The 25,620-nt window shown below is 40.1% G+C and carries 27 protein-coding genes; 19 read left to right on the top strand and 8 right to left on the bottom strand.

Annotation, left to right across the window (positions count from 1 at the left end):
- Positions 1-2: 2 nt before the first annotated feature.
- Genes L3V41_RS02100 through L3V41_RS02090 form a run of 3 tightly spaced genes read left to right on the top strand, consistent with a single transcriptional unit; the run spans position 3 to position 1,688 of the window.
- Complete coding sequence (locus L3V41_RS02100) at positions 3-752, top strand: chemotaxis protein CheW (RefSeq protein ID WP_062569747.1); 750 nt, start codon at positions 3-5, stop codon at positions 750-752.
- Between the two features lie 21 nt (positions 753-773).
- Positions 774-1,271, top strand: a complete 498-nt coding sequence (locus L3V41_RS02095) for a chemotaxis protein CheW (RefSeq protein ID WP_058586379.1) — start codon at positions 774-776, stop codon at positions 1,269-1,271.
- Positions 1,272-1,286: 15 nt separating this feature from the next.
- On the top strand, positions 1,287-1,688 hold the full coding sequence (locus L3V41_RS02090; protein ID WP_062569748.1) for a DUF2802 domain-containing protein: 402 nt from the start codon (positions 1,287-1,289) through the stop codon (positions 1,686-1,688).
- Between the two features lie 20 nt (positions 1,689-1,708).
- Here the strand turns inward: L3V41_RS02090 and L3V41_RS02085 are convergent, their stop codons facing one another.
- Entirely contained in the window at positions 1,709-2,017 is a 309-nt protein-coding gene (locus tag L3V41_RS02085) for an EscU/YscU/HrcU family type III secretion system export apparatus switch protein (RefSeq protein WP_062569749.1), read from the bottom strand.
- A 1-nt stretch (position 2,018) separates the two neighbouring features.
- Positions 2,019-4,337, bottom strand: coding sequence for a flagellar hook-length control protein FliK (locus L3V41_RS02080; protein WP_237127099.1), 2,319 nt, complete (start codon positions 4,335-4,337; stop codon positions 2,019-2,021).
- Positions 4,338-4,439: 102 nt separating this feature from the next.
- Here L3V41_RS02080 and ccmA point away from each other — a divergent pair, with 102 nt between their 5' ends.
- Genes ccmA through L3V41_RS02030 form a run of 10 tightly spaced genes read left to right on the top strand, consistent with a single transcriptional unit; the run spans position 4,440 to position 12,152 of the window.
- On the top strand, positions 4,440-5,060 hold the full coding sequence (gene ccmA / locus L3V41_RS02075; protein ID WP_083515330.1) for a cytochrome c biogenesis heme-transporting ATPase CcmA: 621 nt from the start codon (positions 4,440-4,442) through the stop codon (positions 5,058-5,060).
- Positions 5,060-5,746, top strand: a complete 687-nt coding sequence (gene ccmB, locus L3V41_RS02070; protein WP_062569752.1) for a heme exporter protein CcmB — start codon at positions 5,060-5,062, stop codon at positions 5,744-5,746. The genes ccmA and ccmB overlap by 1 nt, the downstream gene beginning before the upstream one ends.
- A gap of 1 nt (position 5,747) precedes the next feature.
- Positions 5,748-6,485, top strand: a complete 738-nt coding sequence (locus tag L3V41_RS02065) for a heme ABC transporter permease (protein ID WP_062569753.1) — start codon at positions 5,748-5,750, stop codon at positions 6,483-6,485.
- A gap of 2 nt (positions 6,486-6,487) precedes the next feature.
- Positions 6,488-6,691 (top strand): heme exporter protein CcmD, encoded by a 204-nt coding sequence (gene ccmD / locus L3V41_RS02060; protein WP_062569754.1) that lies wholly within the window; start codon positions 6,488-6,490, stop codon positions 6,689-6,691.
- Complete coding sequence (gene ccmE, locus L3V41_RS02055) at positions 6,688-7,167, top strand: cytochrome c maturation protein CcmE (protein WP_062569755.1); 480 nt, start codon at positions 6,688-6,690, stop codon at positions 7,165-7,167. The genes ccmD and ccmE overlap by 4 nt, the downstream gene beginning before the upstream one ends.
- A gap of 1 nt (position 7,168) precedes the next feature.
- The gene (locus L3V41_RS02050) at positions 7,169-9,124 is read left to right on the top strand and encodes a heme lyase CcmF/NrfE family subunit (protein WP_062569756.1); all 1,956 of its coding nucleotides are present in this window, start codon (positions 7,169-7,171) and stop codon (positions 9,122-9,124) included.
- A complete protein-coding gene (locus L3V41_RS02045; RefSeq protein ID WP_062569757.1) occupies positions 9,121-9,693 on the top strand; it encodes a DsbE family thiol:disulfide interchange protein in 573 nt (190 codons plus the stop codon). The genes L3V41_RS02050 and L3V41_RS02045 overlap by 4 nt, the downstream gene beginning before the upstream one ends.
- A complete protein-coding gene (locus tag L3V41_RS02040; protein WP_062569758.1) occupies positions 9,690-10,151 on the top strand; it encodes a cytochrome c-type biogenesis protein in 462 nt (153 codons plus the stop codon). Before L3V41_RS02045 ends, L3V41_RS02040 begins: the two co-directional genes overlap by 4 nt.
- Positions 10,152-11,411, top strand: coding sequence for a c-type cytochrome biogenesis protein CcmI (gene ccmI / locus L3V41_RS02035; protein ID WP_237127098.1), 1,260 nt, complete (start codon positions 10,152-10,154; stop codon positions 11,409-11,411).
- 9 nt (positions 11,412-11,420) lie between these two features.
- Positions 11,421-12,152 (top strand): VacJ family lipoprotein, encoded by a 732-nt coding sequence (locus L3V41_RS02030; protein ID WP_062569760.1) that lies wholly within the window; start codon positions 11,421-11,423, stop codon positions 12,150-12,152.
- Positions 12,153-12,213: 61 nt separating this feature from the next.
- On the opposite strand, the gene L3V41_RS02025 is transcribed toward L3V41_RS02030, so the two are convergent.
- Positions 12,214-13,437 (bottom strand): HDOD domain-containing protein, encoded by a 1,224-nt coding sequence (locus L3V41_RS02025; RefSeq protein WP_062569761.1) that lies wholly within the window; start codon positions 13,435-13,437, stop codon positions 12,214-12,216.
- 375 nt (positions 13,438-13,812) lie between these two features.
- On the opposite strand from L3V41_RS02025, the gene putP reads away from it, so the two are divergent.
- Positions 13,813-15,324 carry a sodium/proline symporter PutP gene (putP, locus tag L3V41_RS02020; protein ID WP_062569762.1) on the top strand — a complete coding sequence of 504 codons (1,512 nt, stop codon included), beginning with the start codon at positions 13,813-13,815 and terminating at the stop codon, positions 15,322-15,324.
- A 73-nt stretch (positions 15,325-15,397) separates the two neighbouring features.
- Here the strand turns inward: putP and L3V41_RS02015 are convergent, their stop codons facing one another.
- On the bottom strand, positions 15,398-15,703 hold the full coding sequence (locus L3V41_RS02015) for a YebG family protein (RefSeq protein ID WP_062570036.1): 306 nt from the start codon (positions 15,701-15,703) through the stop codon (positions 15,398-15,400).
- Positions 15,704-15,952: 249 nt separating this feature from the next.
- Between L3V41_RS02015 and L3V41_RS02010 the strand changes: the two genes are divergently transcribed.
- Complete coding sequence (locus tag L3V41_RS02010) at positions 15,953-16,246, top strand: helix-hairpin-helix domain-containing protein (RefSeq protein WP_193987611.1); 294 nt, start codon at positions 15,953-15,955, stop codon at positions 16,244-16,246.
- Positions 16,247-16,263: 17 nt separating this feature from the next.
- Here L3V41_RS02010 and L3V41_RS02005 read toward each other — a convergent pair whose 3' ends face one another.
- From L3V41_RS02005 to L3V41_RS01995, 3 genes are all read right to left on the bottom strand, one after another.
- A complete protein-coding gene (locus L3V41_RS02005) occupies positions 16,264-16,566 on the bottom strand; it encodes a DUF6170 family protein (RefSeq protein WP_062569764.1) in 303 nt (100 codons plus the stop codon).
- On the bottom strand, positions 16,566-17,084 hold the full coding sequence (gene dsbB, locus L3V41_RS02000; RefSeq protein WP_062569765.1) for a disulfide bond formation protein DsbB: 519 nt from the start codon (positions 17,082-17,084) through the stop codon (positions 16,566-16,568). Before dsbB ends, L3V41_RS02005 begins: the two co-directional genes overlap by 1 nt.
- 130 nt (positions 17,085-17,214) lie before the next feature.
- Positions 17,215-18,366 carry a chorismate mutase gene (locus tag L3V41_RS01995; RefSeq protein WP_062569766.1) on the bottom strand — a complete coding sequence of 384 codons (1,152 nt, stop codon included), beginning with the start codon at positions 18,364-18,366 and terminating at the stop codon, positions 17,215-17,217.
- A gap of 333 nt (positions 18,367-18,699) precedes the next feature.
- Between L3V41_RS01995 and L3V41_RS01990 the strand changes: the two genes are divergently transcribed.
- The gene (locus L3V41_RS01990) at positions 18,700-21,702 is read left to right on the top strand and encodes an EAL domain-containing protein (protein ID WP_237127097.1); all 3,003 of its coding nucleotides are present in this window, start codon (positions 18,700-18,702) and stop codon (positions 21,700-21,702) included.
- Positions 21,703-22,407: 705 nt separating this feature from the next.
- Here L3V41_RS01990 and L3V41_RS01985 read toward each other — a convergent pair.
- Complete coding sequence (locus L3V41_RS01985; protein WP_062570038.1) at positions 22,408-22,737, bottom strand: translation initiation factor; 330 nt, start codon at positions 22,735-22,737, stop codon at positions 22,408-22,410.
- Between the two features lie 141 nt (positions 22,738-22,878).
- Between L3V41_RS01985 and L3V41_RS01980 the strand changes: the two genes are divergently transcribed.
- The 3 genes from L3V41_RS01980 to L3V41_RS01970 are packed head-to-tail and all read left to right on the top strand — an operon-like array spanning position 22,879 to position 25,560.
- Positions 22,879-23,184 (top strand): STAS domain-containing protein, encoded by a 306-nt coding sequence (locus L3V41_RS01980; RefSeq protein ID WP_062569768.1) that lies wholly within the window; start codon positions 22,879-22,881, stop codon positions 23,182-23,184.
- Positions 23,184-24,854 (top strand): fused response regulator/phosphatase, encoded by a 1,671-nt coding sequence (locus L3V41_RS01975; protein WP_237127096.1) that lies wholly within the window; start codon positions 23,184-23,186, stop codon positions 24,852-24,854. Before L3V41_RS01980 ends, L3V41_RS01975 begins: the two co-directional genes overlap by 1 nt.
- A 46-nt stretch (positions 24,855-24,900) precedes the next feature.
- On the top strand, positions 24,901-25,560 hold the full coding sequence (locus tag L3V41_RS01970; protein ID WP_062569770.1) for a GAF domain-containing protein: 660 nt from the start codon (positions 24,901-24,903) through the stop codon (positions 25,558-25,560).
- The last annotated feature ends 60 nt before the right edge of the window (positions 25,561-25,620 follow it).

The raw sequence follows: 25,620 nt of genomic DNA, 5'->3' as shown, positions 1-25,620 counted from the left end.
AGATGAGTAGCAAACACTTATTTGCCAACGAAAAAGTGATGACCCAATACTTGGGGGCATTACTGTGTGAGGAAGAACCAGAACAGCAAAACCTTGAACCTGTGGCTAAGTTACTCGAACAAGTAAATGAGTCAAAAGGTGACCCATTACCTCTAGAAGTAGAGCAAAAAGTAGAAACACCTGTTGTTGAACCTATTAAAGAGCTTGAGAAAACCGAGAACCAAGCTAATATCAAAGATATAGTCGAACAAAAACAGACTGAGATTGTTGCTAAAACCTCGTCTGAGCGACAAGAAGACTATTTTGATGGTGAATTTCAAGCATTGTTTTTTGAGGTCGCAGGCTTAACTTTAGCCGTTCCTTTGAAAGCATTAGGGGGCATTCATCAACTAACAGAGGTTAATCAGTTATTTGGCAAACCTAAGTGGTTTAAAGGTGTGATGCTAAATCGTGATGAAAAACTGAATGTAGTGGATACAGCACGTTGGGTGATGCCTGAAAAGTATGATGAAAAATTAGAACAGTCACTCGATTATCAATATTTAATCACCTTAGGTGACAGCCAATGGGGATTATTGGCTGAGAAGCTCGTAAATAATATTACACTTCGCGAAGAAGATGTAAAATGGCGAGCAAAATCAGGCAAGCGGCCTTGGCTTGCTGGCGTTATCAAAGAGAAAATGTGCGCCTTGATTGACGTTGAAAATTTATACCAATTGCTAGAGCAGGGCTTAGACAGCCGTGAGCAGTAACTATTTTTACGGAGTAATAGCATGAGTGAAGAAAGACTACTGTCAGCGAATAAAAATGCTGATAGCAACGATGAAGTGTTACAGTGGGTAACCTTTAAACTTGAAGAAGAAACGTACGGCATTAACGTAATGCAAGTACAAGAAGTACTTCGCTATACCGAGATTGCTCCTGTTCCAGGTGCGCCTTCTTATGTGCTTGGAATTATTAACCTGCGTGGTAATGTTGTGACTGTAATCGACACCCGTGCACGTTTTGGTTTAATGGGCGCTGAGGTAACGGATAATTCTCGAATTGTCATTATTGAAGCGGAGAAGCAAGTTATCGGTATCTTGGTTGATAGCGTTGCTGAAGTTGTGTATCTACGTAGCTCTGAAATTGACAGTGCGCCGAATATTGGCACAGAAGAAAGTGCTAAGTTTATTCAAGGTGTATCAAACCGTGATGGTGAGTTACTGATCTTGGTTGATCTTAATAAACTTTTAAATGACGAAGAGTGGGATGAGCTGAGCGCATTATAAACGCTCAGAATTTATATGCTGTTATACTCTTTGTTTGGAGCCTCAATCTTACTATTTTTGGTATGTTTGGGGCTTATTTTTGTTAATAACAACAAGCACGCTACGGCGTTAAAAGCAAAGCAACAACAAGTGCAAGATGCTCAGCAACAGTTGAGTATTTTACGCAGTGAAGTGGCTGAAATGCGAGCTGGCATGCTAAGTATTGGCAAAAGATTGGTTGCTGTTGAAGATAAAAATCAAGAACTTGAACAACTTCAAGATGCACAAAAATATGATGACCCCAATGCGAAAATTTACTCGCGTGCGGTAAAAATGGTAGAACTTGGTGCCGACTTGGAGGAGATTATTCGCGAGTGTGAATTACCCAGAGCTGAGGCTGAGTTACTCATGTCATTACATAAACAAAAGGGCGCTTAATTAGCGCCTTTTCTCTTTATTTAAGCCTGAATGTTCAGCTTTCCTTGAAAGTCCTGCCAGCCAGGGGGAAATTTTCCTCTTAACACATATGAAAAAGCAATAAGCTCAGCGATTACGTAGTAAAGTTCCTTAGGTATTTCTTCACCTAACTCAAGATGTGCAAGTGTTTTTGCTAAATCAGCATCTTGATGAATTAAAATACCTTTTTCTTCAGCCAGTTTTACTATTTCATCAGCAAGCTCGCCAAATCCTTTCGTTGTTACTTTTGGTGAATTGCCTACCTCATACAGTAGCCCTATGGCGGATTTATGTTTGCGGTCATCTTTCATATTAAACCTTTACATTAATGATTGCATGAGACTGGTAAAATGCATGGTGTGTGGGCACACCTTGTTTTAAGTTTAGTTCAGCGATATTTAAACCGTGACTGGCGAGTTTGTGGCGTAACGTTTCTAAATGTGGGTGAGCTAATGCAGTTACATCTTGTGATGATGCTAATAATTGACATTCAACGGCTTTATCCATTATTTCAGCAGTGACTTGTAGCTGACCAAGCTCAGCATAGTCAAAGTTAAGCCTCACGAACCATACATCCTTATTTTCTAATTTATTTTTGCTTGGTTTTTTATAATGACCTAGGCTAATTTCAGTTTGCCCAATTTCTGGCGGTAATTTCATTGGTAAAAAGAATTGCGCTAAAGGGTTAGCGTCTTGCTGCTGGTTTATCGGGGTTGTTTGTACCTGTGATAAGCTCGATTTCAATTGGCCAATTTCATTAGCAAGAGTTTGGAGATTAGTTTGCTGTAACTGCTCAAGCATTTTGTTACTGTCGATGGCTTTAAAGTTTGGTACTAATACTTGCAATAGCGCATCAAGCCCATGTTGGTTGTTAAAACCTATTGCTGTGGGGGACTGACTAATTATAGGCGCGGCGAGGGTTGTAACTGCGAGCTGCTCAAGTCCTTGATTAAAGCTAGCCTGTAGGTTCTGTGGCGATAATGATGCAGGCCTTAAAATGCTCAACAGCTCACGCTCGATAGTTACTGGAAGTGTATTTTGAGCAGATATCATTCTGTTGAATGCTTGATTCACCAATCGGTTTAAGTCTATTGATGGCGTGTTATTACTTTGGCTAAGCTGATTTAGTTTTTCACTTAATTGAACAGGCACAGTGGTACTAATAAGTTGCTTACTCTCACCTTGAGGTATTAATGTTGCGACGAGCTTAGCCTCAAGTGGCTGCATTAATTGTAAGGGCCGCGCTAAATTTGGCTCTTTAGATGCTAAAAACGCTGCATTAGCATTGCTGTTATTCGTTGCAGTTTTGCTGTGTTGTAATAGTTCGGTATTTGTAGTGAGTGCTGCTAAACCTGCTTTTACCTGTTGAAAAAGCTGAACCATCGGCGGCGAATTATTATAGTGCGTGGGTAGCATGACTTGCGCTGCGGTCATCGGTACTTTTGAAGATGTATTTGCCCACGGAGCTTGTAGTTCAGCCAATTTAATAATATCTATTTTTTTTGTATTAAAGCCAAGCTCTGCCACAGATAAAGTGCTTTTCAATAAAGTTGAGTTTAAATTTGCTGTATGTTTTTGAGTTGCTGTATGTTTTTGAGTTGCTGGCAGTTTTTCAAAATACCGTACTGCATCGCTTATACGTGTTTTTAAATCAGCAAAACTGTCTTTTAACCAAGAGCGTATTGGAGAATTAGTTGAGCTTAAAGGCTGTGCCAATGACAGAACAGTACTTTTATTTGGTTGCTCTTTAAGTAATTGATGAAATGTGTCGGTTAAAGAGTTTTTTAAAATGAACTGCTCATTGATAGGTTTACTTACCAGCTTTAATCCATTACGTATTACCTGTGGGGTTAGTTTAATGTCTTGAGCGTTTTGCTGTAGCTGAGTTAGTAACTGTTTACTTTCATTCGTGGGAAGATCTTTTAATTGCAGTTTCATCGATGCCATTGCTTTGTTTGCAATGGTAACCTGTAGCTGCTTCGCAGATAAATTGAGTGCGAGTTCAGGTGCTAATTTAGCTAAGATTTCTGCCACTTTTTGCTGGCTAACAGTTTGTTGATGTAGCGAGTCACCATAACGGTTCAAAATATTTAATGTAAACTCAGCGTGTTTAGTCGTTGCAGGTAAAATAACTGCTTGTAGAGGTGCTTCTGATTTCAAAAGTGTGCTGAGTGTGTTGTTTAACATAAACTCGGCTTTTAAAGTCGGTATGCTTAAAGTCGGTTTATTGCTCGGAATTGTCGCAGGAAGTATTGCTGTTGTTTGACTGTCGCCTTGCGCTAAAAGGTTTAAAAGAGCTTGCAACTGAGGAGCTTTACTTAATGTCAGACTAACCGGTGTCGGTGTGATGCTAAGCTGCTTACCATCATGATTCAACGAAACGTTAGCTGATGCATACTTAGCTAATTGGTAATTCGTTTGCTGGGTAGATAAACGTAACGTTTGCCACGAATCATCGAGTAATACATCCATTTGCACCGAGTGTTTGCTAATAACAATATTACGGGCACTTAGAGTTTGTTCACCAAGTGCTTGTATCGCTTCGTTTGATGAATTTTGCGCAACGCGACTGACTCCTGTGCTCTCAAGGTTTAGTTGTGTAGTTAGCGTTAACGGGCTCTGTTTATTCATTATTTTAGATCAAATATAAGTTAATCGTTGTAAAGCAATATTCGTATTACCCTATCATTATGGTAGACTATCGCCTAATTTTGGGTATAGAGAATCGTCATCTTGTTACACATTAAGTCCGTCACCTGCATCAAACAAGATCGTTGTTTGTTTGCGGATCTTAATTTCAGCTTGAAATCGGGACAAATTATGCAGTTAGCTGGTCCAAACGGGGCTGGTAAAACATCATTATTGCGCATTATCGCAGGTTTCGCTACGGCGGATGAAGGTGATGTTTTGTTCCAAGAGCGATCGATTGCCAAATACTATGACGAGTATGCACAAGAGCTGTTATTTATTGGCCACAAAACCGGTGTAAATACGCAGCTTACTGCACTTGAGAATGTCGCTTTTTGGCTAAAAATAAATGGTTACGATACGCACCAAGATTTATACCCTATTTTAGCTAAAATAGGTTTGGTTGGCCTAGAAGATGTACCAGTACGTATGCTCTCAGCAGGACAACAACGTCGGGTTGCTTTGGTAAGGCTTTGGTTAAATAACGCTAAACTTTGGATTCTTGATGAACCATTTACAGCCCTTGATAAAAGCGGTGTTGCATTTTTACAAGAGCGCTTTGTTGAGCACCTAAATGCAGGTGGGGCGATTTTACTAACCACCCACCAAGACTTAACCACCCATTTTAGTGATCTAAAAACAGTGACCTTGGAGTATCGCCACTGATGGTAAAGCAGCATTCTTATTGGCAACTATTCTCTGCGGTTTTTTTTAAAGATCTTAAATTAGCGTTTCGTCAGCGAGCTGAAATCGTTAATCCTATTTTATTTTTTCTTATCGTTATTACACTTTTCCCGTTAGCTATCGGGCCTGAACCGGGTCTACTAGCACGCATGGCTCCTGGCATTATTTGGGTTGCTGCCTTGCTTTCAACTATGTTGGGCTTAGATAAATTATTTCGTGATGATTATCACGACGGCACACTAGAACAGCTGATTGCATCGTCATATCCGTTACCATTAACGGTGCTTGCTAAAGTGGCGGCACACTGGGTGATCACTGGATTACCGTTGGTGCTGATGACACCTGTATTTGCTTTATTATTGAATTTAGAAAGTTCAGCGCTTTTGGCAACGGTGCTTACTCTTTTATTGGGTACACCTTTGCTTAGCTTTATAGGTGCAATTGGCGCTGGACTGACTGTGGGGTTACAAAAAGGCGGCATTTTGATGAGTTTGCTTGTTTTGCCTTTGTATATCCCCGTACTAATTTTTGCAACCTCGGCTATTGATACCAGCTCTATGGAGCTTGCCTATAGCGGACAGCTTGCAATCCTTGGTGCCATGCTAATCGTAGCGATTATAGCGGCACCAATTGCCATATCGTCAGCATTGAAAGTGAGTGTAAGTTAATATGTGGAAGTGGTTACATCCCTACGCAAAAGCAGATCGTGCTTACCAATTGTGTAACACCTTACTGCCTTATTTCGCCGTTCTTACGGTGGTTTGTATGATTGTTGGATGGGTCTGGGGGCTTGCTTATGCGCCAGCAGATTATCAACAAAAAGACAGCTATCGAATTATTTTTATCCATGTGCCTTCAGCTATTTTGTCTATGGGTGCGTATTCTTCTATGGCGATCGCAGCTGTGATCGCACTAGTATGGCAGCTACGTAATGCAGAACTTGCAGTGATTGCAATTGCACCTGTTGGGGCGTGTGTGACAGCAATTGCCTTGATCACCGGTGCTGCATGGGGGAAACCTATGTGGGGTGCTTGGTGGGTGTGGGATGCGCGTTTAACATCAGAGCTTATCCTATTATTTTTATATTTGGGGGTATTATCGCTTTATCATGCCTTCGAAGATAAAAAATCGGCAGGGCGTGCCGCGTGTATTCTAGCAATTGTTGGTGTGATTAATCTGCCAATTATTCATTTTTCGGTAGAGTGGTGGAATACACTTCACCAAGGCGCGACAATCACTAAGTTTGATACTAAAGCCATCGATCCTAGTATGTTTTGGCCGCTTATGGTGAACATAGTTGCCTTTGCTGGTTTTGTAGGTACAGTGACATTAATTCGTCTTAAAAACGAAATATTACAACGTGAAAAGCACCGCCCATGGGTGCGTCAGATGCTTGAGCGAGGTTAATCATGCAGTTTGATTCTTTTGCAGATTTTATTGCCATGGGAGGCTATGGCTTTTATGTATGGTTGTCTTTTGGCACCTGTGCATTAATTTTACTTGGTATTTTATTTAGTTCGTTAAACGATACGAAACGTATTTTCTCTTCAGTTAAGCAACAAGTGCAACGTGAAGAGCGCATTAAAAAAGCGAAACAAGGGGCAGATCAATGAATCCAAGGCGTAAAAAACGTTTATTAGCTGTTGTAGCCATTATTTTTGGTGTGGGTGCAACCATAGGTTTAGTGCTCTATGCGCTGCAAGAAAACATCAATTTATTTTATACCCCTAGTGAATTAGTTGACGGTAAAGGTCCGAATAAAGAGAAGCCACACGTTGGACAAAAACTACGTATTGGTGGCATGGTTGTGCCAGGTTCTGTAGTACGCGATGAATCAAGTTTAAAGGTGAGTTTTAAGCTAATTGATACCGGTCCAATGGTGACTATAAATTACCAAGGCATCTTGCCGGATTTATTCCGTGAGGGGCAAGGGATTGTTGCGCAGGGCGTACTTGTTAAAGCGAATGAAATTGATGCCTTTGAGGTACTTGCCAAACATGATGAAGAGTACATGCCAGCGGAAGTTGCAGAAGCAGTGAAAGGTATTAAGCATGAAAAACCGACCTATAACTTAGATAACGGCAATTAATATGATCCCAGAACTCGGTTATTTTTCTTTAACACTGGCCATGGTGCTCAGTGTTTTATTATGTATTTTTCCTATTTGGGGAGCACATACTGGTAATTTACGCTTGATGCGTGCTGCTCCTTCGCTAGCAATTGGTCAATTTGTGTTTGTACTTTTGTCTTTTGCAGCGCTTATTTATGCCAGTTTAACCGATGATTTTACCGTTTCGTATGTCGCTTATCACTCAAGTAGTACTTTACCTTGGTACTATAAAATCACCTCAACCTGGGGTGGTCATGAAGGCGCTATTTTACTTTGGCTTGTAATGCAAGCAGGTTGGACAGCGGTTGTTGCTATGCGCTCTAAGTCACTACCATGGGTTTTGCGTGCTCGTGTACTGGGTGTGCTAGGCTTTTTGGGTGTTGGCTTTATGCTTTACACCTTGCTGATGTCGAGCCCATTTGAGCGCTTGTTACCTTACTTCCCCGTAGAAGGTCGTGATTTAAATCCATTACTGCAAGACCCTGGTATGATTATTCACCCGCCATTGCTTTATATGGGCTACGTGGGTCTGTCTGTGTCGTTTTCATTCGCCATCGCTGCGCTGCTAACAGGTAAACTTGATAATACTTGGGCTAAGTGGTCTCGTCCTTGGACTATGACGGCATGGGGTTTTTTAACATTAGGTATTACTATTGGTAGCTGGTGGGCTTACTCTGAGCTTGGCTGGGGTGGCTGGTGGTTCTGGGATCCAGTTGAAAACGCATCATTAATGCCATGGCTGGTGGCAACTGCGTTGTTGCACTCACTATCAACCACAGAAAAGCGGGGTGTATTTAAGTCATGGACCGTATTACTCGCTATTGCTGCATTCTCTTTAAGCTTACTCGGTACGTTTATTGTTCGTTCAGGCATTATTGTCTCTGTGCATGCGTTTGCGTCAGATCCTAACCGCGGTATGTTTATTTTAGCTTTCTTAGCTATTGTCGTCGGTGGTGGTTTATCGCTTTACGCATTACGCGTTTCACAGGTTAAAAGTGAAGGCCGTTATAAGTTCGCTTCCCGTGAAGTGGCACTTTGGTTAAATAATATTTTCTTAGTGGTCGCTACGTTAATTGTATTATTAGGTACGTTATTACCAATGATTCATAAAGAGCTTGGCTTGGGTAGTATCTCGATTGGTGAACCGTTTTTCAACAAGATGTTTGCTATCTTACTCGTGCCATTTGCTATCCTAATGGGCATCGGGCCTTTGCTTCGCTGGAAGCAAAATAAATGGTCGATGCTACAAAATAAATTAGCCTTATCAGCCATTGTGAGTATTGTCGCAACAGCTGCGTGGTTGTATTCGAGCTACGACGTAATTGCGCCTCTGACTTTTATCGCTACGGCACTTGCTGTTTGGATTTTTGTGACAACTTTAGTTGATTTAGCAGCTAAAGTGACCATTCATAAAACATTAGCTGAGGGCTTCAAACGTTTAGGTTTAAGTTATTGGGCTATGGTACTCGGTCATGTCGGTTTAGCGTTCGTGATTGCAGGTGTTACATTAACGTCTGCTTATTCAGTTGAACGTGATGTCTCAATGAAGCCTGGTGATAAAGTGGCACTTAATGAGTATCAATATCGTTTTGATGGCGTTAAAAGCATTCGTGGTGCTAACTATAGCGGTCACGCAGGTGTCGTTACGGTACTTAAAAATGACAAGCAAGTAACTGTGTTACATGCTGAAAAACGCCGTTATGACATAGGCATGCAGTTTATGACAGAAGCCGCGGTCGATGCAGGTTTTACCCGTGACTTGTATTTAGCACTTGGTGAGCAATTAAGCCAAGGAGCATGGTCACTGCGTATTTATCATAAACCGTATGTCCGTTGGATGTGGCTCGGTGGTATTTTAATCTCCATTGCAGGTTTCCTTGTACTAGGTGATAAACGTTATCGTCAAAAATCAACAAAAGAGGAGGCTATGGCATGAACCGCAAGCTATTAGCGTTAGCCCCTTTACTGGTGTTTGTTTTACTGTGTGTGTTCTTGTATCAGGGGTTGTTTGCCAACCCTCGTGAACTACAAACTGGGCGTATTGGTCACACAATGCCGACTTTTAACCTTCCAGACTTAATGGATGAATCTAAGCGTTGGACTGATGCCGATTTAAAAGGTGAAGTTTACCTGCTTAATGTGTGGGGCACGTGGTGCCCAACTTGTTTAGCTGAGTTAGGTTACCTAACAGAACTCAGAGAGCAAGGTGTGAAAATTATTGGCTTGTATTATGAGCAAGGGTATGACCCTGACTTTGATGGGCAGTTTGATATCAACGCATTGCGCGAAGATGTAACAAGCATGCTTAATCGCGCTGGTGACCCGTATCAGTTTAATATTTTAGATTTAAAACGCACCTTGGCACTAGATTTAGGTGTGTCGGGGGCACCAGAAACCTTCTTAGTCGATAAGCAAGGCACTATTTTGCTACATCATACCGGTGATATAAACCCGCGAGTATGGCGTTCGAAGTTTGCCCCGTTGATGCAGGAGTTACAGCAATGAGATTAATTATTTTTTTAGCAAGCTTGTTAATGACTTTCAGCGTATTCGCACAGCAGGATAAGTATCAGTTTGACAATGACGAGCAAGCAGTGCGCTTCAGTGAGTTAACAAAAGAGCTACGCTGCCCAAAATGCCAAAACCAAAATATTGCCGATTCTGATGCTGTCGTCGCTAAAGATCTACGAGACAAAGTATTAGCACTTGTGAAGGATGGCAAAACCAAGGATGAAGTTATTGAATATATGATTGATCGTTATGGTTACTTTGTTCATTACGAACCGCCTGTTACACCTGCAACTTTAGTGCTTTGGGTGTTGCCAGTTTTGATAGTTGTGCTTGGTTTTGGCTTTATTGTGATTCGACAAAGAAAAGCCTCGGTGAAGCAAACATGGACTCATGAAGACGAAGCGTTACTTGCTAAGTTAATTAAACAAAATCAACGTCAGGAGCAAAGCTAAATGGCATTAATGTGGGCTTTATTTGTTTTACTCACACTGATTGCATTGCTATTTGTTGTGGTACCCTTTTTTAAACGCGAAAAAATTCAACGTCTTGATCACAATGCAAACTCGGAATTGATCCGTATCTATCATCAACGTTTAGAAGAGTTAAACGCTGACCTTGAAAATCAGCGGATAGATGCGCAAATGCATGAGGAATCTGTTGTTGAGCAAAAGCGACGCTTATTAAACGAGTTATCGCCTGAAAAAGCGTTAAATAGCTCAGGTAACAATCGCATATTTGCCTTGACGGGGGCTGGTTTTTTAATTGCATTAACTGTTATTTTTTATAGCTTCACAGGCAGCCAGCAACAAATAAAAGGCTGGCATGATGCCATGGCAAACTTAAAGTCATATGGTGAACGTGCTGTAATGCAGGATAAAGAGCCATTGACTCCAAATGAGCTACAAGCATTTGCACTTGCGCTGCGTACTAAGTTAGACAGAAGCGGCGATGATGAAGTTGCGTGGATGTTGCTAGGGCGTGTGGCTATGTCGCTGAATGAATATGACATGGCAATGCAATCATTTGATAAAGTGCTAAAGATGAACCCAGATAACAAGCAGGTGCTAATAAGCTATGCACAAGTTTTGTTAATTGAGGGGAGTGATGCAAATATGTCGCGTGCTGCGACAATGCTGTCGAAGGTTCTTAAATCAGAACCAACTAATGTTGATGCGATCTCGTTATTGGCATTAATTGCTTATGAGCGTAAAGATTGGCTACAAGCTAAAACGGCATTTGAAGTATTACTGGCTAGTATGCAAAAAAATGATCCTCGTTATAGCATGATAGCGCAGCGAATTGCTGAAATAGATGCGAAAATGGGCAGTGAAGAGGTTACTGATAACACACAAGCTGAAATAGCAAACAGTGAAATAAAAGTCACCGTTGATTTAGCCAGTGAGTTAAAAACACAGCTTCCGGATGATGGCACATTATTTGTTTTTGCAAAAGCAGCGAGTGGCCCACCTATGCCATTAGCGGTTGTTAAAATGACAGAGTATAGCTTTCCACTAGAGGTAACACTCAGTGACAGCAATGCCATGGTTGAAGGATTAACGCTTTCTAGCACAGATAAAATTATCTTAACGGCGCGTTTATCAAAAGATGCAACTGTGGTACCTTCTAGCGGCGAATTAGAAGGTAAGTCAGATATTTTAGAGCGTGCTGAAGTTAAAGAGTACGCATTGCTGATTAATGAATTGATACCGTAAGGACAGTCGATGTTTAAGCACAGTTTATTTTTTATTTTTTTTGCGGTGCTCGCAGGATGCGCACAAGTACCTGATGAAAAACTGGATGACCGTGACCCTTTGCAGTCATTTAACCGCCCCATGTATGACTTTAATATGGACGTATTAGATGCTTATATCCTTCGTCCTGCGGCTGTTGGTTATGTCACTGTGACCCCCGTGCCAGTTAGGCGCAGCATCGTGAATTTTACAGATAATATAACCGCGCCGACGGATATGGTGAATGCTGGCTTACAAGGCAAGCCGGGTAACATGAGTATCAGCCTAGCGCGTTTTTTAGTAAACTCGACGGTAGGCTTATTTGGTTTTTTTGATGTCGCATCATCGCTTGGCTTAGAAATTGTTGATGAGGATTTTGGGCAGACCCTAGGTGTATGGGGAGTCGGTGACGGTGCTTATCTTATGTTGCCCGGTATGGGACCAACTACAGCAAGAAACCTAACCGGTGATGTAGTCGATAATATTGTTTTACCTGAGATTGCACTCACCACCCCACAAACAATACTTGTTTTTGCATTAAAGGCTGTAGAGGCGAGGGCATCATTAATACCTCAAGAAAGTTTATTAAATGAGTCGCTAGATCCCTATATCTTTATGAAAGATATTTATTTTCAGCGTCAACTTTATGAGCTATATGATGGTAATCCGCCAATTGAAGAAGAGCCTGATGATTTTGATGAGGACTTCTTAGAAAATCTTTAACACTCCCTCAGAATAAAAAATGCCAGCGTTTGCTGGCATTTTTTATTCGCTACATGTTTTTCTAATCACCAAACACTGACATTTGTTCATTGGCCCAGTTAACAGCGTCATGATAAGCATCGGGCACCTCTTCAGGGGCTAGACCCAGCTCGTGTTGAATATCTTTAGCGCCCTGCCAGTTTGCCTGCTCATATTGCTTTACAAGGCGTAAGTAAACGGCAAGTTGCCCTTCTTCATCGAGCAATGCGGCTTTTATGTCATTACTTAATGGGAGCTTTTTCATCACGCTCGGCATATCTTCATCTAAGATAGCATCCATTAATGACATCATGCCCGTTAAAAATGCCATGCCAGTATCACGTAGCTGACCGTGACTAATGGCAAGTAATTCGGTAAAGCGAGCTCGCGTTAATGATAGTCGAATTAGCTCAGCAGGTTTATCTGCGGCAACTTGTGCAGCAAATAACAGCGATAAGAATCGTTTTATCTCTTCGTTGCCTAATACAATAAGGGCTTGCTTAATGGTGCTAATTTCAGCACGGCGCTTAAATGCCGCAGAGTTTGAGTAGCGTAGTAGCTTGTATGATAGGTTAACGTCTCGCTCGAAAACTTCAGTGATTTTTTTCAGGTTTACATCAACGCTTGAGGTTTCATACAGAAGCTCTGCAAGTGCCATTTCTGAGGGGGGAAGAGTTTTACTTTGTACCATCTCTGGCTTTGAAAAGAAAAAGCCTTGAAAGTAGCTAAAGCCCATATCAACAGCAAGTTGATATTTCTCATATGTTTCAACCTTTTCCGCTAAAAGTTGGATCTGAGGGAAAGGTTTGATTGCTTCTATGACTTCTTGTATAGATTCCTTTGTACAGGTTAAAAAGTCGATTTTAATAATATCAATAAAAGGGTAAAAATGACGCCAAACAGGTTGATGAATATAATCATCAAGCGCAAGGGTATAGCCTTTTTCTTTTAAGTCTTTGACTACGGCTAAAAGGCGTTTTCCAGGTTGGATTGTTTCGAGAATTTCTACAACAATCTGGTCTTTACCAAGTAGTAGTGGGTAGCCTTTTTGTAACGTTTCTAGCGTAAAGTTGATATAGGCAGGTTTATTGTCGGTTAAATCATCAAGGCCAAAGTTAAATTGGCTGCCTTCTATGAGCCGAGAAGTCGCTTCATCACCATCAATCTCAGGAAACACGTTATCTACACCATCTCTAAAGAGAAGCTCATAGCCTACAAGTTTCTTTTCTTTATCTAGAATTGGTTGGCGCGCAGCGTAAAAGTACATATTTGAAGCAAATCCACATCAGTTAAATCATTTTTCCCCGCAATATATTGCATTGCGTTTGAAATAGCATTAGTTAAAAGAGCTGAAACGGGGAAAGTTGTTTTATTATTTCATTTTAGATCCTAAGACTAGGATAAATCGTAATAGAATTCTATTACTTGCGTCTAAATAATAGAAAAATTGTTAGCAAAGTGTTTATTGCATCAAAGCCGTTACCCATCGGCTAGATTGGAGTTGGAGGGTAGAAGCATGATATAGTCGTGAGTGATATCGGTTTTTACCCCAATAATGTCTTAAAATTAAATGGCTTGCGAGTCATTATTCGGATTAAAAGCCAACATTAATCAATAATTGGAGGCTAATTTGGAAACAGGAATGATAATTTCGTTAGCATTGTACTTCATCGTAATGTTGGGGATTGGGCTTTATGCTTACAAACAATCAACAGATGATGTATCGGGATACATGCTAGGTGGTCGTAATCTATCACCAAGTGTCGCTGCGCTATCAGCAGGTGCATCAGATATGAGTGGTTGGTTACTGATGGGTCTGCCAGGTGCAATGTACTTGTTTGGTTTAAGTAAGGTATGGATCGCAATAGGTTTGGTACTTGGTGCTTGGGCAAACTATTTTCTCGTCGCACCACGTTTGCGCGTGTATACAGAGAAAGCGAATGATTCAATCACCATTCCAGACTATTTTGCAAATCGCTTCGATGATAATAAAAATGTTTTGCGCGTAATTTCAGCTATTGTTATTATCGTATTCTTCACTTTATACACCTCATCAGGAGTTGTTGCGGGTGGCAAGCTGTTCGAAAATTCATTCAATATGAGTTACGAGATGGGCTTGTATATCACAACGGGTGTGGTTGTTCTTTATACATTATTCGGTGGTTTTTTAGCAGTTAGTTTAACTGACTTCGTGCAAGGTTGTATCATGTTCGTGTCGCTGCTTGCAGTACCGATAGCGACCTATACTATGCTTGACCAGCCGTTTATGGATACGTTAGCAAATGCTCGCTATGACTTATTATTAAGCTCACCGAAAGAATCAGAAATTCATGCACTTAATATGATGGACTGGTTTGCAGGTGGCTCAACAATTGCCATCATCTCGGCAATGGCGTGGGGACTCGGTTATTTTGGTCAGCCACATATCATTGTACGCTTTATGTCTGTTCGCTCAGTGAAAGATATGCCTACTATGCGCCGTGTGGGTATGTCGTGGATGACATTATCGGCAATTGGTGCTGTGCTAACAGGTTTATTTGGTGCCGCTTATATGCTGGAAAACCAAATGCCGATTGATGACAAAGAAACGATTTTCTTAGTGCTGTCTGAGCTTATTTTCCATCCACTGATTGCTGGCTTCTTACTTGCTGCTATTCTTGCGGCGATTATGAGTACTATTTCGTCGCAGCTATTGGTGTGTTCAAGCTCACTGACAGAAGATTTCTATAAAATATATCTTAATCGCAGTGCGTCTCAGAAAGAGCTTGTTTTAGTCGGCCGAATTAGTGTTATTTTGGTTGCGTTGTTTGCTATCTACTTAGCTTATGACCGCGACAGTTCAATTCTTGACCTAGTTAGTAATGCATGGGCAGGTTTTGGTGCTGCATTTGGGCCACTTGTTTTATTCAGCCTTTACTGGAAACGTATGAACCTTCAGGGAGCTATAGCGGGTATGGTTGTGGGTGCTGCGACAGTTCTATTTTGGATTTATGCACCCGTTACGATTGATGGGCAAAAATTAAGTGCAATTATCTATGAGATAGTGCCTGGGTTTATTCTATCAAGTATTGCGATAGTCGCTGTGAGTTTAAGTACAGCAGAACCTAAAGAAGAAATTACTAAATTATTTGATGACGTTGAGGCATCACTGTAGTTTTTAATTAAACACTTTTAATTAAATACAAAAAGGGCAACATAGAGTTGCCCTTTTTATTGGATTTTTATTTTTAACCGGCTGCTTTTTCTTTTATATCTGCCACATTGTCGGTGGCTGATTTTGCTTTTTTAGGTTTTACAGGGGCCTCTTTAGCACCTTTCAAAACAGCCATAAATTGGTCTTTTTCTTTTGCCATCTCAAGTGCAAGAGATTCAATTTGTTGCTCACTAAGTGGTACGTCAACTTTCTCAAGCATCATTTCTAGTGATTCAGCAATGTCGAGCATTTTGTCATATGCGTCAGCTTCTTTTTTAGTAGTAAACGTCATTCGCTCGACTCCGTTTCTTTCTACAACATATTTAACAACAACAGCCATGATTTCTCCTGCATTTAAGCGTGGCATTTGTAGCGTAGCAACGCCACTTTGATTACTGTTTTTATATACAGTAATCGTTTGTGGCGGAATTTGCAAGTTTGATAAGTCTATTTTTTGTGGTGATTATTTGACATTGCGGTTGGTTTTAGGTTTATTTAATGATGTCACCATTATAGAAACGGTAGGGATGCAATAAGCGTTAGGTGACAATTAACTTAACTATCCATAATGGATATCACGGAGGAAAATATGAAACTATTATCAAGTCTCTTTCTATCAATAGGCTTAACTTTATTGCCCACTTTACCTATTAGCGCAGCTGAAGATAAAGGAGCTGAGCAAGTTAAACAGCAAAAGGTGAATATAAATAAAGCCAGTGTTGAGCAACTCACTTTGCTTCCTGGCGTGGGTGAGTCAAAAGCCAAAGCGATTATAGAACACCGAACTCAGCAGGGGCCTTTTAAATCATTAGAACAACTCAAAGATGTAAAAGGGATCGGTGAAAAGGTGTTCTCGCAGTTAGAAGGAAAAATTATTCTTTAAATAAGTAAGCAGGGCGGTTATTCGCCCTGTTTAAACTCTTTAATTGCTACTTGTAAATGAGGGAGCGCAAACATGTTTTCTATCGGTGTTGTTATGAGTGGATAGCTCAGACCAGCTAGTAGCAGCCAAGGCACAAGCGACCAGCCCTGAAAATAAGCTAAACCTAAAAACAGGGGCGCTAAAAAAACAAGTTTACATACCGATAAAATGATCTTCTGTATAGGACTTAAATGCGCAAGTGCAAGAGCAATAATTTGCTGACGTTGTCTTACTTTAAACTCTTTTAAAGCAGGAATTTGACTAGAAAAAAAATACAACATTACAACGACTTTTTAATTACTAAACGACTCGCTACAACAGCGATAAAAACAAGCGAATAGGCTGCAAAAATAACTTCCATCCACGCAGGCATACTCATTGACGCAAATTGCCAATCTATGTTTCCACAATCACCTGTTGCAGCAAAGAAGCTTGGGATCCATTCGTGTAGAGGCATGAAGCTTGGAAAGTTTGGTTCAAATGCACAGCTAAATGCAAACGGGTCTGTATTGTTTTGCATCGCGATGTGTTCTTTGGCAATAAAGTAGCCCCAAATTGAAGATATTCCCCAAGTGACAAATGCGATAAGTCTACATAGGGTACTTTGTGGGTTGATTGCGCCGACAATACCTGCGCCAAGAAGGCCAAGCATAGCAAAACGTTGGTAAATACACATTATGCAGGGCTCAAGTCCCATATTATATTGAAAGAACAGCGCTGTTATTTCAAACACAAATGCGGTTAAAGCGAGTAAAACCCAAGGTGTTCTTTTGCTTGCTAATTCAGCTAACCAATTCATGAAAAATCCAATTTTGAAGTGTTTTCAAGATTATGCTTAGGGAGTGCCTTGGGTGCAAGTGTCTGCGGTGAATATTCGTAACAAAAAAGGAGCTTGCTAGCTCCTTTTGGTGTTACGATTAGTTTTTACGTTAAACGCTGACAGCTTGTAAAGACTCGCTTTGGTAGCAGCCTAGAATACGAATATATTGGGTGTGCTCTTTCAGCTCTTCGAGTGCTTGCTTGACATGTAAATCATCTAGGTTAGCCTCTAAGTCTACATAAAAAACCTCTTCCCACGGGTTACCGGGTACAGGACGAGATTCAAGTTTTACAAGGTTTATTTGATGATGCTTAAATACCATTAACGCATCAGCTAATGAACCAGCTTGTTGCTTGGTTGCCATGATCAAGCTTGTTTTTGTTGGTATTTGTTTAGAAACCTGTAGTGGTTTACGTGCAACAACGATAAAACGGCTATGGTTTTCACTTTGATTAGCCAGGCCTGTTTTTACAACCTCTAGACCAACATTTTTCCCTGCTTGAGCTGAGCCGATTGCTGCGCTGTTGGGCGTATCTAATGCTGATTGCAGTGCATGGAAAGTTGAATCACATGTTTCATGTTGAATATCACCGAGCCCTTGTACAAAGCGGCTACATTGGGCGAAAGGTTGCGGGTGAGCATAGATTTTATTTATGTGAGACAGTTCTGTGTCCGGTAAGGCAAGCAAACAATGCTCAACACTGTGGGTCACTTCACCCACAATAGATACTTGCGCATGTTGTAAGAGATCAAATACCTCATTAATACTACCAGAGCTAGTATTTTCAATGGGGAGTAAGCCGAAGTCAGCTTGTCCATTTTCAACGTTCCCTGTAATTTGTTCAAAGCTTGAACAGCCAATTTCTATTACCTTTCCTGGACGTCGGCTAAAGTATTTATGGCAAGCCAATTGACTATATGAACCTTGACCACCCAAGTAAGCGACGCGGTGTGTTTCGCTCATTGCATCGGGGTTGAGGCTTTTTTGTAGCATCGCTTGTTGGTTAAGTACAGAGTCCTCAAGAATGGTTTGAAATACATTGTTAATGTAATAGGCATCTAAACCAAGCGACTTTCCGTAACCAATTAGCTTTTCAAGCAACGCTTGTTCACGTGCTTCATCGCGGATTGGTTTATTGTTGGCAATTTTATATTCAACCACGCTGTGGCTAATACGGCGTCGTTTTGCTAGTAAGACAAGTAAGTCAGAATCTATTTCATTTATATCATGTCTTAATGCATTCAATGTATCAATGCTCATATTGGTTTCCTCATTCCAAAACAGTGCACAAACAAAAAAGCCTCCCAAGTGGGAGGCTTTAGCTATTCGGTGAAATTATCTCGCAAACAGTTAAGCCTCCTCTATCTAAAGAAGCTAAAAAAAGAAAAGTAAGTGCGAGCGTTAATTTGTTTCATTCAGTTAATGTAAGAAGTGTGGTTTATAAAGTCAACCGCATATTGTACGTAATTTGCAAATCATCGACTAAGTAAGGAAAATTCATTAATCTTCATAAAAAATTTATAAATCTAAAAATGAATCTGGTATATTTGCCTTTGGAGAACAAATAATAACAATTATTAATAAGGTAGCCTAGTGGTGTATCGACGCCCGCCATCTCGTTTTGGTGTGAATTCGTTAAGTATGAAGTTATCGCTGCTGATTTCTGCAATTTGTTTGATTGCAGGTATATGTGCAGCCGCTTTGATGCTTAAGTCAGAAGAAAAACAGCTTGTTTTTGAAGAACATGAGCTTTTAAAGCATTCGAGTGAACGCTTAAGTCGTCAATTCGACCGTTTAATAAAAACAAAAATCAACATTGCAGAGCAAGCAAATAATGTCGTTAGCAGCCAGCTGTTAAATAGTGAGTCTCATATACTCAGTAAACACAGTGCTGATATTAACTATGCTGTTGATGGTAGTGTTCGCAGCACCTCAGAAGATGGCTTATCCGCTGCCTTTATCCCAGAAGAAAACTATTCAGAATTCTACAAGCAATTGATCAATGACTCAGAGTCGTTATGGAAAATTGTTTCACCCACGCTTATTCAAGATTTTTTTAACTTTTATTTAGTTACAAAAGATAACTTTATTCGTATTGCACCACCTAACTGGGCACTTAATGTGCCTAGCGATTTTGATTTCACAAAAGGTGAAACTTTTAATTACGCTCAGAATGTGCTCAACCCGAGTAGAGAAGCGGTGTGGTCAAAAGTGTATTACGACACTATTTGGCATAAATGGGTGGTGAGTGTACTTGTTCCCGTTTATCGAGATAATGAATTTTTTGGTGTTACAGGCAGTGATATTGCGCTCGAAACCTTATTGGCTCAACTGCCGATAGGAGATCGTGAGCAACACCTATTAGTATTCGATGCAAAAGGGCAGTTACTCGCCCACCCTGATCTAGAAAAATCAATGCTAGAGCAATATGGTCGAGAAGGTAAAGTGTTACGAACTGAGGATTTTGTTAACCCTGACTTACAAAAACTCATCGCAGAAACAATTCGCCTAAAATTACCTGAGTCAGCTAATTCATTTGTTCAAAATGACGAAACACACATTATTAATATTCGTAAAGTTGAGCATTTAAACTGGTATATCGGAATTTACAAAAAACGTTCTTCCGCATTATCTGCGTTAGAAGAGTTAAAAGTGAAGTTCTTTGGTTTGTTTATTCTATACGCTATTTTAGTTGCGTTATTGTTGCATCAAGCATTGTATCAACTGGTACTTCGCCGTATCCATTCATTAGTAAATGCGGTCGTAAGTTTTGGCAAAGGTCAGCTACAAACTGAGTTTCCAAAAGCAAACAAAGATGAAATTGGTACGCTAAATGGCTCTTTTAGAGACATGGCTATTGAAATTAGAAAGCTGATTGATGGATTAAACCAGCGCATAAGTGAAAAAGAGATAGCAGAGAAAGCTGCAAATAGACTGTCAAAAGCGGTGGCATTCTCTGGAACCGGTGTGGTTATTACCAATCAAAACTTTGAGATTGAATATGTTAACCCCAAGATGGTTGAAATGACTGGATTTGAAGAACGTCATTTTATGGGGTCATCACTTTTAAGTATTATTTCGCAGGAAATGGCCATTTTAGTCGATGATATTGATGTTGATCTTCGAAGTCGTAATTATTGGCGTGGTGACACATTACTGCAAGGAAATGAACGTCAGTCAGTGTGGGTGTCGCTAAGTATTTCGCCTATTCGTGAAGATGCAGGAGAAATCACCAGCTATGTTGCCTCAGCACAAGATATATCGTTTGTAAAAGAGAGTCAGCGAAAAATGGAGCAGCTGGCATATTTTGATACGCTCACCGGCCTTGCTAATCGTACATTTTTTAGAATGCAGTTACGCAAGTCGATGGCACTTGCAGAGCGTGGTCATTATGCGTTTGCCTTATTCTATTTTGACTTAGATGAATTTAAACGTATTAACGATACACTTGGCCATGATGCGGGCGATCAATTATTAGTAGAAGTAGCAAACCGTTTGAAAAAACGTTTGCGCACCGAAGATACCATTGCTCGCCTTGGTGGTGATGAATTCGCGGTCCTATTAAGTGGTATAGAACACCAAACTCATGCTATGGAAGTGGCTAATACGATTCAAAAGACACTGAATGAGCCAATTAAACTCGGCAATAATGAAGTGATCATTAGTGGTAGTATAGGCATCACGATGGCGCCTTTTGACAGCCAAGAGGAAGATCAGCTGTTAAAGCATGCAGACCTTGCAATGTATGAAGCAAAAGCCAAAGGCAGAAACACCTATCACTTTTATAGCCAAGAGCTAAATGCCGCTGCCAATGAACGTTTATTCATCGAAAATGAGCTACGCACAGGCATTCGCGACAAGCAATTTGTTATTTATTATCAGCCACAAGTCGATAGTCGAAATCAACATGTTGTTGGTTACGAAGCGTTGATTAGATGGTTCCACCCAACTGAGGGAATGATCCCTCCAACAAAGTTTATTCCGATTGCTGAAGCAACAGGGCTTATTGTTGAACTAGGGGCGTGGGTATTACAAGAAGCGTGTGAATTTGCTGCACGGCTAGAAAGAAAAAATTTAAAGAATAACATTTCAATAAATCTCTCGGCGCGCCAATTTAAAGACGCTAACCTAGTACTTACCTTAGATAAAATCATCAAACAAACAGGTGTTGAACCCAAACGCTTACATTTAGAGTTAACTGAGAGCATGTTAATGGGGCATGTTGAAGCCGCCATATTACAATTACATCAGTTAAAGGCATTGGGTGTATCAATCTCTATTGATGATTTTGGGACAGGCTACTCCTCACTCAGCTATTTGAAACGCTTCCCTGTTGATATTTTGAAAGTGGATCGCTCGTTTGTAAAAGATATTCCTGATGACTCAAATGATATGGAAATTACAGCAGCGATTATTGCAATGGCACAAAAGCTTAAACTCAATGTGGTAGCAGAGGGTGTTGAGACGATTGAACAGATTGAGTTTCTACAAAACAATAACTGTTATATTGTACAAGGTTACTACTACAGCCCACCAGTTAGCGAGGCTGATTTACCTGCGTTGTTTGAGCGTTTAGAACAAACAGATAAAATATAGTAGCTCATATTTTATCTGCTCTTTTGGTAAATTTAGTTAGGACTTCATCTGGCTGGCGGCTATCTGTGAAGAGCAGTGTTAAAACTTATCAGGTAAAGCGATTTTGTTATACTCAGTTTTTAGTAACTTTATCTGATATTCAGGAAAATGGGTAAGTTACGCACTGTTAAATTGCTAGATATTCAAGGAAAATTTGAGATTTGATTAATCTTTTAAAATTCATAAGCGTTATTTTACAGTGTTTTTTGTTTTTATCGATTTTTAACCTTTTATCTAGTTACTATTTAGCTTATGTAGAGCTACCTACAAACGATCCCAAATTAATAGCTAGTCACATTTCATCAGGTGTCGTTATTTCTCTGATTCAAGTTGTCCCAGCTCTAATTGGCTTATTGCTTAGTATTTGGCTTTTAGATAAAGCTAATACATCTAAGTCATTTAGAAAGTGTTGCAAATATTTGGCCTTCTTATGGTTACTGTTTTTCCCAATTGGTACATTCTTAGGTGTTAAACAGTTAAAAAGATTTAAGAATACCTAGCAAGGCGTTTTAAAAAGTTGGGCACTGTAATGCTTTCTCTTTAAAATCTTACTAATTTACTCGGGAATGCTTTAATGCTCTTAATGGCACATTTGCGATGCTAGATTTGATTTGAGCCTGACTAATCTCGTTAAAGCCTATTCAGATAAAATAAAAAGGGGCATTTTTAGCCCCCTGCAATTTTCACCTTGAACTTAAGGCCTTCAAGAATCGCTTTGAGCTTTTCTCTATCATCGCCTTGCACCTCAATAATGCCATCTTTCACAGCACCGCCTTGGCCCATCTTACTTTTAATTGTCTTAGCAAGCCTTTTCAGGTCATGCTCTTGGCTATCAATGCCAACCACTAACATGACACCTTTGCCTTTACGGCCTTTTGTTTGACGTTCAATTCGTAAAAAACCATCTTTAAAGATTTTACCTTGGATTGATTTTTCCTCTTTAGGCTGTTCAATACGGCCTGTAGCGGTTGAATATACTAGATTATTATCACTCATTTTAGATCTCACTTTAAATGAAGCTTGTATGCTGTAAATCATAACAAATTTCCCTCTAAGTGTTTTAATTTTTGGCTTATTTCTCCTAAGCAGTTATATTTAGATTAGTCTTCGGAGAGATTTGATTAATAGGAGTTTATTATGAGTTTGACGCGCAGCACCTCTGCTGATGGCGCTATCTTAACCGTACAAATCAAAGGAAAATTTGATTTTAATCTGGTTCAATCTTTTCGTCAGGCTTACGCTGACCTAAATGATAATATCAATAAAGTGGTTATTGATCTGAGAGAAACAGATTATATGGATAGCTCGGCACTTGGTATGCTTCTTAATATGAAGAAAAACCTTACCGGTAAAGTGGATAATATCCAAATTAGTAATTGCCAACCACAGCTAAAGAAAATCCTGCAAATCTCTCGTTTTGATAAAAAGTTTGATATTGATTGATGCTTAATATTCTAGTGGTAGATGATCTTGCTTTAAATCGTCGACTCTTAACCGTTATGTTGGAGCATCAAGGTTATCAAGTTCATACTGCTGAGAACGGCCTTGTTGCGCTGCAAATACTCGAAAAGCACACTATTGATATTGTGCTCCTAGACGTTGTTATGCCTGTTATGGATGGTTTTGAAACCGCAGCTATTATTAAAGAGCGTTTTAGCCAAGTTTACCTACCCATTATTTTTATCACCTCGCTTGAAAATGAAGAAAGCTTTGAGAGGTGCCTTGCTGTAGGTGGAGACGACTTTCTCCATAAGCCATTTCAAGAGGTTATTCTTAACGCTAAAATTAAAGCCCACTGCCGTATAAGAAATTTAAGTCAAAAAGCACGAGAGCAAAACCTACAGTTAGAATATCATCAGAATCAAGTTGAACGTGAGCATGAGATAGTCGAGCATATCTTCAATAACGCGTTAGAAAATCAATATACATTTACGCAGCATTTAGATTTTCATTTATCTCCAGCGGCTATGTTTAATGGCGACATGTTCCTTGTTGCGCAAAGCCCTATTGGTAGTCTGTATTGTATGTTGGGTGATTTTACGGGGCATGGCCTAGCGGCTGCTGTGGGGGCGTTACCTGTTTCTCGGGTGTTTTATACCATGGTTAACAAAGGCATGTCGGTTAGCGACATTGCAGCGGAAATAAATGCCGTATTGAGTAACTTATTACCTGGTCACATGTTTTGTGCGGCTACTATTATTGAGTTAAGTAATTCAGGAAAAAGCTTGTCAGCATGGTTAGGCGGGCTACCTGATACCTATGTAATTGATCAGCAAGGTCAAATATTACGCACATTAGAGTCCCAACACATGGCATTAGGAATTTTAGAAGAAGATGAATTTGAGCGGGGTCTCATCCATATAGAAGTCAACGAAACAATGCGGCTTGTAATGGCAACCGATGGCATAATAGAGACCGTTAACTTACATGATGAGTTTTTTGGTGAGCATCAGTTCATTGAAGCATTAAGTTCAAAAGAAAATATTAATACTCAGGAGCTAATAGAAATTGTAAACCAGTTTTCCCAAGGTCATGAACAGCAAGATGATTTAAGTTTAGTGCTATTAAACTGTTTACCGGCGCCAGAGCCTGAGCAAGAGATTGAGCCTTTTTCACCTTTACCCTTTAATTTTTCACTGAGTTTAAATTCAAAACAAATAAAAAGTACAGATCCCGTTCTAGAAGTGGTCGATGTAATATCTAAAGTAGCGGGTTTGAATGCGCACCGTGCGAATATCTTTTTAATCCTCTCCGAGGCTTACAATAATGCGCTTGATCACGGCGTATTAGGGCTCGATTCTGAGATAAAAAATCAAGATGACGGCTTTTTAATTTATTACCAAGAACGTGAGCAGGCATTAGAAAAACTGACTGATGCACTTATTATTATTGATATTCGTTATTGCCCAGATACCCTGGCTCTTTATTTCACTATTTGCGACTCTGGCAATGGTTTTGCGAATAAAAGTGACGGCCAGCATAACCTGCAACGAGAGCATGGCCGTGGGTTGTCTTTACTGAGTGAAGTAGCGTCAAATGTAGCTTTTAATGCGTCTGGAAACCAAGTTGAAATTTGTTACCAATTATCCATAAACAGTGCTGGCTCTGATTGAAAGCCCATGTTATCCTCTCTAGCATTATAGATGTTTGGATGGCTAAATGATTTCTACATACTTATCTGTCGCTCAGCTTGATTTATCAGAGACTTTAGTGGCAGAGCAATTATCAAACCTAGAGCAATATCTTGCACAGTCACAGTTACCTGAAGTACGTTGGCAGTACCAAATTCCTGAGCTTGGGGAGGGTGGGGCGTGTAGTTTGTTTGGTTACTTGCAAGATGAACCGTTTAAATTAAACGACTATATTGCTGATGATGCTACAAATACTGAAAAGTTAGCAAGGCTTCAGCAAATCATCGATTATGTTGTCCAACAAACGCAAGTGGATTGGTTTGGTATTTATCAATCAACCGACACTGACGAAGGTGCTCAGCTATTAAAACTCGTTTACCACGGCGCACCAAGTCGCCCATTGTTTCCGCTCACTGAAGATTTTGCAAAAGGCAGTAACAATGTTCAAGTTGCTTTATCTAAAAAAGGTCGTGTGATTAATAATGTTGCAGATTATTTAGCGCAAGGTGGTGAATATTATACGTGCGATCCTAAAGTAAAAGCCGAAACGTGTTTACCAATTTTATCTAGTGAAAATACCTGTTTAGGCATTATTGATGCAGAAGCATTTAGTAATGATTTCTTTGATCAGCAAACCCTTGCTTTACTTGCAGCTTGTTGTATTAAAATTCCTCAACTATTGGTCTAATTTTACTAGTAATCAGGCTCGGTTTTTATGTTAAGCTAGTGGCAACGCTAACCCCCTATA

This window comes from Pseudoalteromonas sp. L21 (genome assembly GCF_021728035.1).
Classification (GTDB): Bacteria; Pseudomonadota; Gammaproteobacteria; order Enterobacterales; family Alteromonadaceae; genus Pseudoalteromonas; species Pseudoalteromonas arabiensis.
The sequence above is the reverse complement of the archived record's forward strand: the minus strand, read 5'-3'. Positions and strand labels throughout refer to the sequence as shown.